We start from the raw sequence: 14,757 nt of genomic DNA on the forward strand, positions 1-14,757 counted from the left end.
AACAACAGCAGTATGGCTTGAACTGGTCGGAGCTGCAAGTTCAAAAATTAGTCAACTTTTCCGCGCATTGCTTTAATCGATGCACGCTTTTTCTTCGCATCCACGCGGCGTTGCTGCGCCGCCTTCGAGGGCTTGGTAGGAATGCGCTTTTTGCGGGTTGCGCTGACACTACGAACTAATGCGACGAATTGCTCGAGAGCCAGTTCTCGGTTGGTTAACTGGCTGCGGGTTTCTTGGCATTTAATAATAATTTTGCCACTTTGCGTGATGCGATGGTCACGCAATGCCAGTAAGCGCTCTTTGTACATATCTGGTAGTGACGAGGCATTGATATCAAAGATAAGCTGTGCTGCCGTGGATACTTTATTCACGTTTTGCCCGCCAGCACCTGACGACCGAATAAATTGCCATTCGATTTCACGCTCAGGAATCTTCACACGCTGGGATATTTGAATCTCACCCATTAGCTAAACCTCCGCTGCGCTGAATACGACGTTCTACCGCTTTTAACACCAGCTGCGGCTGTGCGCATAGCAGCGTAAATTGTTCTTTGGCACGCGTAATCCCAGTGTATAACAGCTCTTTGGTTAAAATCGGGACATCATGATCCGGTAAAATCATTACCGTATGCGTAAACTCCGACCCTTGCGATTTATGAATGGTCATAGCGAAGGCGGTATCAACTTGTGTCAGACGACTCGGGAGTAGCCAACGGATTCCACCTTCGGCGGTTGGGAAAGCTACCCGTAATGGTTCATCCGACGTGCGGCGTAAAGCAATACCAATATCACCATTGCGCAAATCAAGGCTGTAATCATTGTGTGTCACCATTACCGGGCGCCCCTCAAACCAACCATGTTCAGCCGCTTGATCACCAAACAACCAATAGCTAATGCGTTGATTAAACTGATGCATGCCCCAGTCACCTTCACGCACAGCTGTTAGCAATTGAAATTGCTCCAATTGTTTGAGTATGCCCTTCGCCCAAGTATCGATGGCGACTTCGTCAGCGCTATCAGGTCGTTGTTGCAGCAGTTGTAGTAACGGCGCATAGCCTTGCTCCACTAACTGCTGAACCGCTGGATGATTCGCCCGCGGCACGGCACGCATGCGAATGTTATCAAATTCGACATGAGCGGCTGCCATCGCATCGCTATCGTGCAACCATTGCGCTAACCAGCCACATTGTTGGCGATTCACTTCATCTGCTAACTTACCAATGCCCTTATTCGGGTCAAAGCGTCGGCTCTCGTGAAACATGGTGGTGTGCTGTAGATACCGCCAACTTTCTCCGTTTGGATCGGTTTTATCGAACGGCAATGCAACTTCAGTGGTTTGATTCAACCATGCAGTCAACTCTGGCGTGTAATGGCCTTGTTCGGCTTGTTCACATAACTGCCCCAAGATAGCGCCAGCTTCAACCGAGGCGAGCTGATCTTTGTCACCTAGTAAAATGAGTCGTGACCGCGCCGGCAAAGCATTCACAACCGCAGCCATCATCTCAATATCGACCATGGAGGCCTCATCAATAATCAGTACATCGGCATGCAGTGGGTTGTCTTGGTGATGACGAAAGCCGCGACTATTCGGCACTGTGCCGAGCAGTCGGTGTAGCGTGACAGCCTCGGTTGGAATATCCGCTTTGACATCGTTTATCGTCTTGAGCGTATTCAACTCGTTACTTATTGACTCACTCATTCGCGCAGCGGCCTTACCGGTTGGTGCTGCTAAGCGAATGCGCAACGGCTGTTGGTGCCCACGCAGCTTTTGTAACGTGGCTAGAAGTCGCACGACCGTATAGGTTTTTCCAGTACCAGGGCCACCGGTTACAATAGTAAATCGACTACGCATCGCCATCGCACACGCGGTGCGTTGCCAACTTATCGACTGTTGCCTCCCAAACAACTCGTCTAAAACCTGTTTCAACTGGTGCTCATCAACTGGCTGAATTGACGCCATTCGGGCGGCTAGGTCAGCTTTAATTTGTTGTTCATAACGATAATAACGGCGCAAATACAAACGCTGTTGTTCAAGTACTAGCGGACTATTGGTTTGATTCACCGCCACCGAGCTGATTAATGCCTGCATAGCGCTATCTTGGTTCGCCAACGCTGGCACACTGGCTAACAGTTGCTGTGGCGTTTGACACTCTTGCAGACTTTCCAAGGTTGCATGTTCAGCTGGCAGATCAAGCGTCTGTTCGGGGGTAACATAGAGTTGATTTAGATCAAGGCATGGATGCCCGCGCCCTAATTGATAACTGGTTAGTGCCGCCAATAACACGGTCGCTTGGTCATCATCACCGAGTTGTTGCGCCAACTGTTGCGCCAAACTTAAATCAATGGCTCGTATCCAGCCATGCCGATACCACAGTTGCAGTTGCTCTAGCATTACTGCACCTCCGCTTCGGTGAATAACTCAGCTAATTGCATAATCAATTGCCGTGGCGGCTTGTCAAAAAATACGCCAGCTGAAGGCGCCTCGATTCCACGTAAGAATAGGTAGACTGCCCCACCAATATGGTCATCATAATCATAATCTTCGCCCAACCGCACCGTTAACAGCTTATGGAGCGCAACCAAATAAATGACATATTGCAGGTCATAACGGCTACTGAGAATTTTATCGCGCATTGCCTTCTCAGTATAAGCGGCTTCATTTGGTCCCAGATAATTCGATTTGTAGTCAGCGACGTAATACTTACCGTCATGCTCAAATACCAAATCAATAAAGCCTTTTAACATACCGTTGAGTTGCATCGGCAAAACTTTCGGACGATCGTGATCGGCAAGTACATGTTGTCGCACCAGCGCATCAATTGATTGTGCATCAAGGTGCGGCGCCGGAAACCAAAACTCGGGTTCGGCTTTCACTTGTTGTAAATTGACTAACGCCAGTTGGGTATCAGCAACCTGCATTGGCGTGGCAAGCATGGCGACTAACCAACGTATCAACACGGTTTGGTGACTTGCCCAAGGCTCGAGTTGCGTGCGCTCATGCACGAATTCACGCAACCGATCCGTGTCAGTATGCAACGCCGCAAACCCTTCATCCGCAGCGTCTTCCAATAAATTGTGCAGAAATGTACCGGCGTCAGCCCCTTTCGGAAAACTGTGTATGGTCTCGCGCTTTGGTGCTGCTTCCTGCTCAGGGATTCGGTCGTACTGCTCCTCCAAGGCATTCGCGCTATCAACATCATCCACCGCAACCCAATCACCATATTTCAATGCGCTATAGCTTGCAACCCACCAGTTTTCAAACCGAAAACCCTCGGGCATCTGGCAATAATCAATTGCCGGTTCAGTTGATTGCGGTGGCTCATAAAGTGTTTGCGGCACGTCGTCATGAATATCCTGACGCTGACAATGCGGCGGTGGTGTCCAGTCGCTCAAGTTCAACTTGTCACCACCACTGAGAACATAATTTATCGCAGTGTCGGGAAGAGTATTAAAAGGCGCTAACCCGACATAGGTTGCGAATTGCGCACGAGTAACAGCTACATAGAGCTTACGAATGTCTTCTTCAAGGCGCTCTTGATCAAGTTTTGCAGTAATCGTGTCATCGTCACCTGCCAGTGCAACCTGTATGTTGCCGTCACTGTCATGGTAGACGGCTGGGAACTTAATCCGTTTATCCTTAGTTTTGGTACATGCAATAAAAGGCAGATAAACCAGTGGATACTGCAACCCTTTGGATTTGTGGATAGTAATCACTTGTACCAGTTGACTATCACTTTCCAACCGCACTTGCTGCTCTTTCGCGTCAGTGCTATTGCCTTCTCGTGCCATTTCAATATGCTCGGCTAAATAGCGCAAAATGCCCGACATCCCTTCACTAACTGCCGCATGCTGCTGTAATAGCTCGGTCATGTGTAGAAGGTCGGTAAGTTGTCGCTCACCATCTACTTCGCGAAGCAATCGCGCTGGTACATCATAGTCGTGCAACAACCGCTGAATAAGCGCCAAAATACCATGCTGTTGCCAGCGCTGATGATAGCTCCAGAAACGCTCAGCAAAGCTATCCCAAAGTAATTCATTATTCAGTGTTTGGTCGATTTCATGTAGTGATAACGCAAATAATTGACTCACCAGTGCTGCCCGCAGTAACCGTGGATCACGCGGTTGCGCACAAGCTTGCAGCACCCGTAACAACTCCACCGCCAGTGGACTACTAAATACCGAATCGCGGTCAGACAAATAAACACTCTGAACCCCACGTTCGCGCAAGGCTTGGCGAATGATTTTGGCCTCGGTGCCACTATTGACCAGAACCGCGATGTCACTCGGTTTCACCCGCTCTAATTTGTCGTTTTCAACAAACCCAGCTTGCGGATTATTCAGTAACTGCACGATATGTTCGGCGTGCCAATTGGCCATAATCGTATTGAGATTCGCGTTATTTTGCTTGGCCTCGCTGGCAAAACAATCAAACTGTAGCGCCTCAGGTGAAACACCGTTAATTTCAAAACGCTGTTTTAAGCCATTCGCCGCAACTGGCACAAACGGTAAGGGGTCATCGCCGGAATTAGGGTCACGGAAATGAAATGGCCCATGCGGCGTATCCTGCGCTTCTAAAAATAACGCATTGCTGGCATCCACCATTGCTTGAGTCGAGCGATAGTTTGTGGCCAAGGTGTAGTGACGCCCGGCTGTCGCTACACGAGCTTTTAAATAAGTGTGAATGTCGGCATCACGAAAAGAATAAATGGCCTGTTTGGGGTCACCAATCAAAAATATACCCGTTTCATTGTGCGGATGCTCCAACTGATAGACTTTATCGAAAATCGCATACTGAACTGGATCGGTATCCTGAAATTCATCCACCATCGCAATCGGAAATTGCTGCCGAATCGTCGTCGCAAGCGCGTCACCAAACTCACCATGTAGCGCGAATCGTAACCGCGTGAGCATATCGTTAAAACCCATTTCGGCGCGCTGCTGTTGCAACATCGCAAAGCGTTTCTGAAGCCACCTTGCAGCGTGTTGTAATAATCCTGAACGCGGCGTGGGAATTTGTTCATAGGCTGAGCGAAGCTCGGTAAAGTGTTGCCATAATAAATGTTCTGGCAACTCGCCTTTCACACACTCCTGTAGCCCTTCAACTGTCAAACGGTCCCATCCGGATACAGGTTCCAACGTCGGCACCAGCGGCGCGTTCGGTTGTGAGAGAGAGTTAGCCCATTCGCGCAACTGAACCAACCATTTCGCAATGGAGTCGGCACGCATCTTCTGACCATTGAGACGTTTTTCATCGCGCAACCTTGCAAGCATTAATTCGCCATCATCAATCCATTGGTGCCAGTTCAACTGATGAAACTTATCGCGAATGTGCTGTTGCGCCTGCACGGTATTCTGTAACACAACCGCCGGTTCTGGTATTCCTTCAGGTTGGCCGTGATTCAAAATAGGTTTCACCGCCTTTAATAAGGCTTCGGGATCAGCAAATTCTTTGGTCACTAGCTGATATTGTGTGATTTCAGTTTCCGAGAACGTACTGATATAAGTGCGCCAATAATCTTCACTCACTTGCTGCCAGAGTGCTTGCGTATCGGTGTTTAATTGCTGGGTAAATAGGCTACCGCTGGCAAATGCATGTTCTCGAAGCATACGGTTACACCAGCCGTGAATGGTATGCACCGCCGCTTCATCCATTGCCTGAGCCGCTAAATCAAGTAACCGCGCATAGCGCGCTAAATCATGCTCGGCGTAACTCTTTTTCAACGCCCGCAGAAACTCATCACCTGAATCTATCTCGTCACGAAAGAAGGCTGCCGCTTGACTCAGGTTGGCGCGAATACGGTTGCGTAGTTCTTCTGTCGCCGCATCCGTAAACGTCACAACCAGAATTTCATCTGGGGTATAACAACGCGAACATTCATGTCCCAATATTAAGCGTAAATAAAGCGCGGCAATCGTGTAGGTTTTACCGGTACCGGCACTGGCCTCAATCAATCGACTCCCGACTAATGGAAAAGTCAGCGGTACCAGTTTATTGATTGCACTCATGCGTGTTCCTCCGCTGTTGGCAAGCTCTCAAATACATGCTGCAACATCGGTTGATAAAGCGCTTGTACCATCGCATTGAAAGTTTCCGCTGCAGTTAAACTCGCATAATCCGGAAAATAACGTGCGGTATATACCGCCACAAATTTCTGCGCAGTTTGGTTATAACCACCGTTGTCATAAAACTCTTGTGCTTTAGAATTCAAGGCGTCGAAGACTTCGTTTACGGCGGCTTGCTGCCAGTCTTTGTGGTTTTCTTTAATCCCCTCAAACGCAGTCTTTATTTCTAGTGGTAGTGGCTCCTGCAGTCCGCGATACACCCACTGCATCAATGTTTCCAAAAGCGTTAACGCTGATGCTTGCGGTAGTGGTGCAAATTGAATGCTACCTTCGCGCCCGAGCAGACAGCTACGGGTTGCTTGACGGCTATTCAGCAACAAATGTTCCACCCACAACTGCACCGTATGCTCAGCCCGTGGGCGGTAAACTTTACGTTTATTATCGACAACCACCGATGGCGTGACTTGAAGCCAGAGATGCTCGCCCAAACGATTTTTTTGCAAGGTAGAAAAAGTCGCTTCAAGAACAAGACCCTGATCAAATTGTTGGATAATTTGAAGGGTATCCACCGGCTCTGGGAAGGCGATTAAGAGTTCATTTGCACGTTCCAACAGACCTTGAGTATCGGCAACTAAATCTTCTTGCATTAATCGACCAGAAGCACCTATGGGCAATTCACCGGCGCGTTGATAGCGCGCGAGCATGGCGATAATTGTGGCTTCAGCACTGCTCACATCGTGCTCATCACGTAACTGGCGTAATACTTGATGCAACGTTGGCTGTAGCAACTGCCAACGTTCTAAACCGGTCAAGGCAAAGCGTTCCTCGTCACGAAGCGTATGCGTTTGTTCTTGCAAATAGGTATTCAGGCGAACCTGCGTGAACAATTTGGCTGACTCTTTCAGGAAGTCGCTCACCTGTTTCACGGTCAGTGCACGCGGCGGCAACCATGCACTTAATTCGCCAACAGCGGGCGCTGCCGTTGGCTCACCATGATGCACCACATGCCACTCTTCAGCGAAACTAAATAAACCGTTTGATTGTGGTTGTGACGCTTGGAAATAGGCGCGATGAAATGGTTGCAATCGATGCTCAATAATCCACGGCGATTGATCGCGTCGCTTTCCATAAACTTGTTGAATATGTTCAAGCAATTGACTGACGAGAACTGACGGTGGCTTTTCGCTATTGTCACGAATATTGCGCCCTTGCCAGCTGATATAAAGCAACTGTTGCGCGGCTAAAATAGCTTCAAGGAATAAATAACGGTCATCTTCGCGACGCGATCGATCGCCTGGACGATAATCGTGCGCCATCAGGTCAAAATCGAACGGCTTTTGTGTGCGCGGATAATCGCCGTCATTCATGCCCAACAAACAAACATATTTAAATGGAATAGCGCGCATTGGCATTAACGTAGCGAAGTTCACTCGCCCCGCTAAAAAACGTTGATTCAAGCTTGGTTCATCAACCTGACTCAGCCAACTCTCAAGGACCACGGTGATACTAACAGGTATCTCCAGGGCGGCGCTTTGGGTAGCATCAAGCCATTGCTGCAACCGCTGCTGCAGTTTATTCAACAACACCACATCGGCGTCAGCTTCAGGCAAAAACAGACGCCCTAGCAAATCATTCAAATAACTCGCCCACTGTGCTGGGGTACGCGGCTGACTGGCTTGTTCAAAGTGTTCATTTATTACCATCAAAAATTGTTGTAATGCACCGACAATGTCAGCATCGAGCCCGCCGACGTCGACCAGCGGCTCAATATTTTGCCAACCTGGTGTAAACCCTTCAGTGGCTCCGACTGCATAGCCAAATAGCATGCGTTGCAAGCCAAACAACCACGTATTTTGCCGCACAGGTGGCAACCCCAATTGCTGACGGTGTTGTTCATCGAGTGCCCAACGCACGCCTGATGCGTCAATCCAGCGTTGTAACGTCGCTAGTTGGTCTTCGCGTAATCCAAAACGTCGCTGAATTGCGCTGACTTGCAGTAAATCGAAGAGTTCACTGGCGCTGGCACGTTGCTGGCTTATGGTTAATACATATTCGAGCGCAATGAGCATCGGGTGCTGATGTCGCGCACCTTGATCGGCCAGACTATAGGGAATGCAGCGTGCATCGCTGCGCTCGTAACGACCAAATACCGCATCGATGTGCGGCGCGTACTGATCAATGTCTGGCACCATGACCATCACATCGCGAGGCTTGAGGTCTGGGTCAGCAGCAAATCGCGCTAACAGCTGATCATGCAAAATTTCGACCTCACGCTGCGGGCTGTGGGCACAATGAAATTGTATGGCGCCGTCATCTAAGCTCACGTTCTGCCATTGTGTCTGCGCTTCACTGGGTGAATTGAGGTGCAAGATATCGTAACGAATGGCATCTAAAATAGATGGCTGGTCAGGCACTGGTTGCTCAAATAAATCAAGTTTTAGCGCGGGAAACTCAGGGCGCAATTGATCGGTTTCATCAAAGGAATCTAATAAACGAATATAGTCACGCCCTTGCTTGCCCCACGACGCCAACAACGGGTGACTGTATGCGTGTAATTCATCGGGATTAATTGACTGCTGATGACGACGCTGCTGGCGCGCTTTGACTTCTTTATCGTAAATATCTTTGCCGTCAATAATATCAGCCCAGTAATACTGACATGGGTTGTGGACACAGAGAACCACTTGAGTGAAGCGACTCAATGCCTGTAAAACTTCAAGCGTTTGCTTCGGTAAACTTGAAATGCCAAATACGATAACTCGCGGCGGCAAGGTGTGTGGACGTTGCTGCGCACTACGTTGACGACAACTTTCAATAAATTGTTGATGCAAATACGCGCGGTTGTTCCAGCGCGAATCACCGACATCAGCTAAGAGGTAACGCCACAGCTTGGGTTGCCAAGCTTGTTCATCAGTTGCCGCCATGGCGCCGCCGTTAGCCCAATCACTCAGCCAATCAGCACGATAGATTTGGTATTGGTCATATAAATCGGCGAGGCGTTCGCTGAGCTGAAAACACTTACGTTGGTCCTGATCATCAGCCATATAACGGCGTAGCGGGGCGAATTCAGGTTCATCTAAATGCTCTGGAAGCAGGCGCAAAATTCGCCATGTTAGTCGGTCTTTATCAAATGGCGAGTGCCGTGGCAGATCGTGTCCCAAAATTGCCCGATAGGCTTGCCATTGAAAGCGAGCCGGCAACGTCACATCAACCATCGCGGCTATACCCAAGTCACGCGCTAAGTGTTGTTTGAGCCACTGTGCAATACCATTCGATTGCACCAAAATCGTTTCGTTGTCTAATGCTCCGATAGGATATTGTCGATTAATTGAAATCACCAGATCAGTTAAATCCTGTAACCGATGGCTATGGGCGACAATAAATCCTGGGGTAAGCTGACTCATGACTGTTCCTCTGCATGTGTAGTTGTCATCCTATCGAAATACCGCATCTGAAACCAGCCAAATCAAAAGTGATCTTCTGCTGTAATGTCGCTATATTTACAGCAATTCAAACCTGCGTATGGAGTCTTATCATGCAACGCGTTTATCTCTTCGTAATATCGCTTATATGTGTCCTGTTTTTATCCGCTTGTGACGAACAACAACCGGTAAATAAGATTCCTGTGGGCGTGGCTGATGTTCCCAATATTCATCACCCGAACGAGCAACACTTCACCTCCGGTAAACCTTCAAAAGATGATTTGGTGAAATTAAAAGAACAAGGTGTAACTGCTGTCATTAATCTGTTGACTGACGATGACATGAACAACGACGATCAAGAGGCGCGCTGGGCACAAGAGCTCGGCCTTGATTATTATCGCGTCCCGGTTGGTGGCCCTAGTGATCTCACTCGCGCTAGCGTCGCAGATTTTGATCGAGCCTTGGCCGCCACGGCAAACCAAACGACCCTCATCCACTGCGCCAGTAGCAACCGGGTTGGCGCCATGATGGCGTTACATGCAGCTTGGTACGACAACGCCTCGAACGAAGCAGCGTTGCAAACCGGTCGTGACTATGGGCTCAAGAGTCTCGAGACACCCGTACAAAAACTGCTTAACGAATAAAATTGTGGTAGAATGCGTGCGCAAATTTTGACCTCGGATTTACGATCCGAATCGCCAAAGAAGGAAATAACAGATGTATATTTGCGCCGCACTCTACAAGTTTGTGGAATTTAATGAATTTGAAGCTTTTCGTGAGCCACTTTATAACTGCATGATCAACAACGATGTGAAAGGCACGTTGTTGTTAGCTCGAGAGGGCATCAACGGTACCATTTGTGGCACCCGCAAAGGTATCGATAATGTGTTAGCGTTTATTCGCAGCCAAGAAGCATTTGCGGATACCGAGCACAAAGAGTCTCCGAGCGATAAACAAGCGTTTTATCGCACCAAAGTGAAACTCAAAAAAGAAATCGTCACCATGGGTATCGATTGGGTTGACCCGAAAAACGTTGTGGGCACCTATGTTGAGCCAAAAGATTGGAACGATTTGATTCGTGACCCAGAAGTTCTTCTGATTGATACGCGCAACGATTACGAGTATGCCGTGGGTACCTTTGAAGGTGCAATCAATCCCAAAACGGACTCTTTCCGCGAATTTCCACAGTACGTTAAAGACCATCTCGATCCGGAAAAACACAAAAAAGTCGCAATGTTCTGTACCGGTGGTATTCGCTGCGAAAAATCGACAGCTTATTTGAGATCCATTGGTTTCGACGAGGTATATCACCTCAAAGGTGGCATTCTGAAGTACTTAGAAGAAGTACCAGAAGAAGACACCAGTTGGAATGGTGATTGCTTTGTTTTTGATCAGCGCGTCACTGTGCGTCATGGCTTACAGCAAGGTGATTACGATCAATGTTACGCCTGCCGTATGCCGATCACTGATGAAGAAAAGCAGTCAGAACACTACGTGAAAGGTGTGAGCTGTCCACATTGTCATGACAAAACCACTCCGGAGCAAAAGGAGCGGTTTGCTGAGCGCGAAAAGCAAATTCAACTAGCGAAAAAACGTGGTGAGCAACACATCCGCGATGGCAAAGTCGATGAGCTCAATCGGGTTTAATTGTTGTTCGTTGTGGCTTGAAATAGTCTATACTCGTTCATAGATACAACTTATAAATTAAATCCAAACAAGGAGTTAATCATGCAACAGTTGAATGTAATTGGTATTGACCAACATCACGCGGAACAACTTGCCGAGCGTTTAAACCAACTTTTGGCGAACTATCAGGTGATGTACATGAATGTTCGTGGCTTTCATTGGAACATCAAAGGTCAGGAATTTTTCGAGCTGCACGTCAAGTTTGAAGAAACCTACAATGACTTGTTGCTGAAAGTTGATGAAATTGCTGAACGTATTCTGACACTAGGTCAGCGTCCGTTGCATGCTTACTCGACTTACATCAAGGCGAGTGAGATTCAAGAAGCGAAAGATATTCACGACGGTAAAGCTTGTGTACGCGAAATTCTCGACAGCTACCGTGTGATCATTCGCTTGCAGCGCGAAATTCTTGAGATTGCTGGTGAAGCCAGTGATGAAGGGACTGCGTCATTAATGAGCGATTACATTAAAGAGCAAGAGAAAACGTCGTGGATGTTAACCTCTTACTTAGGTTAATCCTCCGCTAAATGAAACGACCGCGCTTTATGCGCGGTTTTTTTATACCTTTCGCAAAGTTTATTATTTTTGCTATGCTGAATCAGTAGTACCTTAATCCATGAAAATAAAAAGGAAAAATTCGATGAACAAAGTCATTGGAATCGTTCTATTAGTGGTAGGTGTTATTTTGCTTTATTTTGGTTGGGAAGCTTATAACTCAGTTGCCTCTGAAGCGACTCAAGCGCTTACTGGCGAAACAACCGATGAAGCGATGTGGTATTTAATTGGCGGCGCGGTTGCCGTGATTGTCGGTTTGTATGGCGTCATTCGCGGCAAGTAAATCGCGGAAATTAACACGTCGTTAAGCACAAAAATGAAGCGAGCCAAATTGGCTCGCTTTTTTAATTCTGTTGCACATTCGGCAAACTTAAAGCGCGCAATGCCGCAATAATGCCAAGCAAAACCAATAAGCTGATAACCGCCTCAACCCCTGCAAAGCTCTCAAGCACACCGAGTAAAATACCTAGCAATAGCACAATGCCAATCACCGTATTCGAAACGGCGGTAAATTGTGCGCGATTTTCTTGCGTCGCCATATCCACTAAATAGGTTTTACGGCCAACACGCGCACCGTGGTGCGCCACAGCGGCACTAAAAATGAGTAATCCAGCAAGCCACTGCTGCGCCAATAGCTCTGGCATCATCATATAAAGCGCTAGAGCCACCGCCATAACGAATGAGGCCATTGCTGCGGCAGCCGCCATAACATGATGACTGGCGCTATCAGACCATCGACCCCAAAACCGTCCCGCAAGCATTCCCGCTAACCCACTTGCTAACATCAGGCCACCCAGACTCGTTAAACTACCTTCGCCGCTACGTTGAATCATCACCACGATATATGGAATAGCAAAGGCTGACGCAACTAATAAAGCTCGGGTTAAAACAAATTGCCCAAAGTTTTTGTCTTGCCACAGCAAACGAATTGATTTCAGAGCTTCAACCAGCGCATTACCGCCGCCTTCAGTGGCGCCGGGTACTTCTGGAACACTGGCGTAAATAAGCGCTGCGGTAAACCATAGCAGTGCAGCAAAGCTCAATAACAGGATAAATAACCAAGCATCCCCTTCGCGTCCAATGTCGGTTACCTGCGGCGCGAAAATAATCACCAAAGCAGTGACCAACGAAAGCAATCCAGCCACTGAGGCAGCTAAGCCTGAGAGACGTCCACGCCGAGTTTTTGAAATGGTTTTACCTTGCACATCTTTAATAGCTACCGAACAGACGCCGCGCGACAAGCTAAACAAAGCCAACAAGATGACAATAGCCCAGCCTAATACGGTGCCTTCGGTCACAACAATTGCAACGACCATACCTATGAGCGTCGCAGCTTGACCAACGCTACCTACCACCCAGAACCATTTTCGAATCGGGGTTTGTCGCATTTGTTGCGCAATAAATAGTTGCGGTAGCAACGCCAAAGATTCCCGTAACGGCACTAACGCGCTAATGAATATGCTAGGTGCGCCCAGTGCTGTGAGCATCCAAGGCAAAACGAGGCGTGCGCTGACTAAAGAGTCGCCCAACTTCGTGAGTGTCAGTGACCATAAATGCGCCATAAACGCTTGCGGTTGATCGTTACAAGCGCTCTCTGGGATATCTTTACAAACCCGAGCATCTTCATCCTCAGCTAACAATCCGTACATGCGGTCAGTAAGCTTAGACATAGACTCTCCTCGGGTGTGACACCGTTATAAATGATGATGTTGCAAATGATGATGTAATTCGTACCACAAGCGACTAATGGTTTGAGACAGTTCTAACCAATTGGCGAGATGCTGCATATCAATGCGTTCACCCGATGCACCTTCGTAAGCATTGATGAACGCGCGCTGTTCGCCGTGTTCTAATTGATTCACCTGAATACAATTGGCGAGATCAAAATAGCGTTCTCCAAGCCCCGAATATTCCCAATCAATCACTTGTGGCGGCTGGCTCAAGAATACGTGATGAAAAGCGAGATCATTGTGACAGAACACTGGATTGTTGCCAAAGCTATCCAAGAGCTTGCGCTGTTGTTGCAATAACTTTTGAAACTGTCGAGCACGTTCCGGTTCATATTGTGCCAAATTGTCGCAATATCGTTGCACGCGGCAACGCAGCGACCACACTGGAACATCAACCGGTAAACGATGAATATGAGCACAAATTTCGCCTAAGCGTTGAATCTTCGTGCCCATCGATTTTTTGTCATGTGCTAAATCCGGCGTTTCTATAAACGCCTGTAGCATCAGCCCTTGTACCGGATCGTAATGCAAAACTTCTGGTGCTAGACCGTGATTGAATAAGATTTGCTGAACCGTCACTTCTTGATCGCGATCGAGACCGTAGGGGTGATCAAAGCGAAAGTGTTTGAGGACATAAACGCCGCTGGTTGCAGTAATTTTATACACATCGTTGGCGACTCCGCGTAACAACGGTTCGGTTTTCATCACGCCGTGTATTGGTAAATTTGTTAACCAGTGTTGTTGCATAATTCCTTTTGACTCCGACGCCAATTCCACATGGCATATAGTATCAGTACGATATAAATCGCAAAAAGCCCACTCGTTTTTTCAAAACCTTTGATGGCATATAAGTATATATACACACTATCAATCACCAACCAATATAACCAGTTAGAAAATAATTTCCGTGTGAGTAGCCATGTCGCAAACAAACTATACACCGTAGTAAAACTGTCTAACCACACTTGATCGGCGTTGGTATAGCGCCCCAACAACCAAGCACATGCGCTAGCTATCAGCGCCAGCAGAATAACAGCACGGGCATGCCACCACCACGAATACTCGGTGATGTCTTGCGCGGCAACCCGCGCCTGACCAAATCGCCATTGCCACCAGCCATACCCCGATAAAGCAACATAAATGGCTTGCAACCCTGCCTCCATGTACAGCTGCACTTGGAACATGAGCAAGGTATAAATTGCGCAACTTATAGCGCCTGCTAGCCAACACCAAACAGACTGGCGTGCTGCAAGCAATAAGTACAACAACGCAAAAGCAATGGCGATACTTTCCAATTTTCGC

General features: G+C 48.0%; 11 protein-coding genes. 4 read left to right on the forward strand and 7 right to left on the reverse strand.

Going from position 1 to position 14,757, the window contains the following annotated elements; translation table 11 throughout:
- Window positions 1-47: 47 nt before the first annotated feature.
- Genes arfB through recC form a run of 4 tightly spaced genes read right to left on the reverse strand, consistent with a single transcriptional unit; the run spans window position 48 to window position 9,466 of the window.
- Window positions 48-464 (reverse strand): alternative ribosome rescue aminoacyl-tRNA hydrolase ArfB, encoded by a 417-nt coding sequence (arfB, locus tag BM292_RS07280; RefSeq protein WP_092857100.1) that lies wholly within the window; start codon window positions 462-464, stop codon window positions 48-50.
- Window positions 457-2,391: an exodeoxyribonuclease V subunit alpha gene (gene recD, locus BM292_RS07285; protein ID WP_092857102.1), complete on the reverse strand. Its 1,935-nt coding sequence runs from the start codon at window positions 2,389-2,391 to the stop codon at window positions 457-459. Before recD ends, arfB begins: the two co-directional genes overlap by 8 nt.
- Window positions 2,391-6,005 carry an exodeoxyribonuclease V subunit beta gene (gene recB / locus BM292_RS07290; RefSeq protein ID WP_092857104.1) on the reverse strand — a complete coding sequence of 1,205 codons (3,615 nt, stop codon included), beginning with the start codon at window positions 6,003-6,005 and terminating at the stop codon, window positions 2,391-2,393. Before recB ends, recD begins: the two co-directional genes overlap by 1 nt.
- Window positions 6,002-9,466, reverse strand: a complete 3,465-nt coding sequence (recC, locus tag BM292_RS07295) for an exodeoxyribonuclease V subunit gamma (RefSeq protein ID WP_092857106.1) — start codon at window positions 9,464-9,466, stop codon at window positions 6,002-6,004. The genes recB and recC overlap by 4 nt, the downstream gene beginning before the upstream one ends.
- 131 nt (window positions 9,467-9,597) lie before the next feature.
- Here recC and BM292_RS07300 point away from each other — a divergent pair, with 131 nt between their 5' ends.
- The 4 genes from BM292_RS07300 (at window position 9,598) to BM292_RS07315 (ending at window position 12,008) form a co-directional block, all read left to right on the forward strand.
- Window positions 9,598-10,128 carry a protein tyrosine phosphatase family protein gene (locus tag BM292_RS07300; protein ID WP_165383910.1) on the forward strand — a complete coding sequence of 177 codons (531 nt, stop codon included), beginning with the start codon at window positions 9,598-9,600 and terminating at the stop codon, window positions 10,126-10,128.
- A gap of 73 nt (window positions 10,129-10,201) precedes the next feature.
- Entirely contained in the window at window positions 10,202-11,131 is a 930-nt protein-coding gene (gene trhO / locus BM292_RS07305; RefSeq protein ID WP_092857110.1) for an oxygen-dependent tRNA uridine(34) hydroxylase TrhO, read from the forward strand.
- Between the two features lie 81 nt (window positions 11,132-11,212).
- On the forward strand, window positions 11,213-11,686 hold the full coding sequence (locus tag BM292_RS07310; protein ID WP_092857112.1) for a Dps family protein: 474 nt from the start codon (window positions 11,213-11,215) through the stop codon (window positions 11,684-11,686).
- A gap of 124 nt (window positions 11,687-11,810) precedes the next feature.
- Complete coding sequence (locus BM292_RS07315) at window positions 11,811-12,008, forward strand: DUF3185 family protein (RefSeq protein ID WP_092857114.1); 198 nt, start codon at window positions 11,811-11,813, stop codon at window positions 12,006-12,008.
- Window positions 12,009-12,069: 61 nt separating this feature from the next.
- On the opposite strand, the gene BM292_RS07320 is transcribed toward BM292_RS07315, so the two are convergent.
- Genes BM292_RS07320 through pnuC form a run of 3 tightly spaced genes read right to left on the reverse strand, consistent with a single transcriptional unit; the run spans window position 12,070 to window position 14,750 of the window.
- A complete protein-coding gene (locus BM292_RS07320) occupies window positions 12,070-13,395 on the reverse strand; it encodes an MFS transporter (RefSeq protein ID WP_092857116.1) in 1,326 nt (441 codons plus the stop codon).
- A gap of 24 nt (window positions 13,396-13,419) precedes the next feature.
- Window positions 13,420-14,202, reverse strand: coding sequence for a phosphotransferase (locus BM292_RS07325; RefSeq protein WP_092857118.1), 783 nt, complete (start codon window positions 14,200-14,202; stop codon window positions 13,420-13,422).
- Complete coding sequence (gene pnuC / locus BM292_RS07330) at window positions 14,184-14,750, reverse strand: nicotinamide riboside transporter PnuC (RefSeq protein ID WP_092857120.1); 567 nt, start codon at window positions 14,748-14,750, stop codon at window positions 14,184-14,186. Before pnuC ends, BM292_RS07325 begins: the two co-directional genes overlap by 19 nt.
- Window positions 14,751-14,757 lie beyond the last annotated feature (7 nt).

Source organism: Pseudidiomarina tainanensis (assembly GCF_900115255.1).
GTDB classification, from domain to species: Bacteria; Pseudomonadota; Gammaproteobacteria; order Enterobacterales; family Alteromonadaceae; genus Pseudidiomarina; species Pseudidiomarina tainanensis.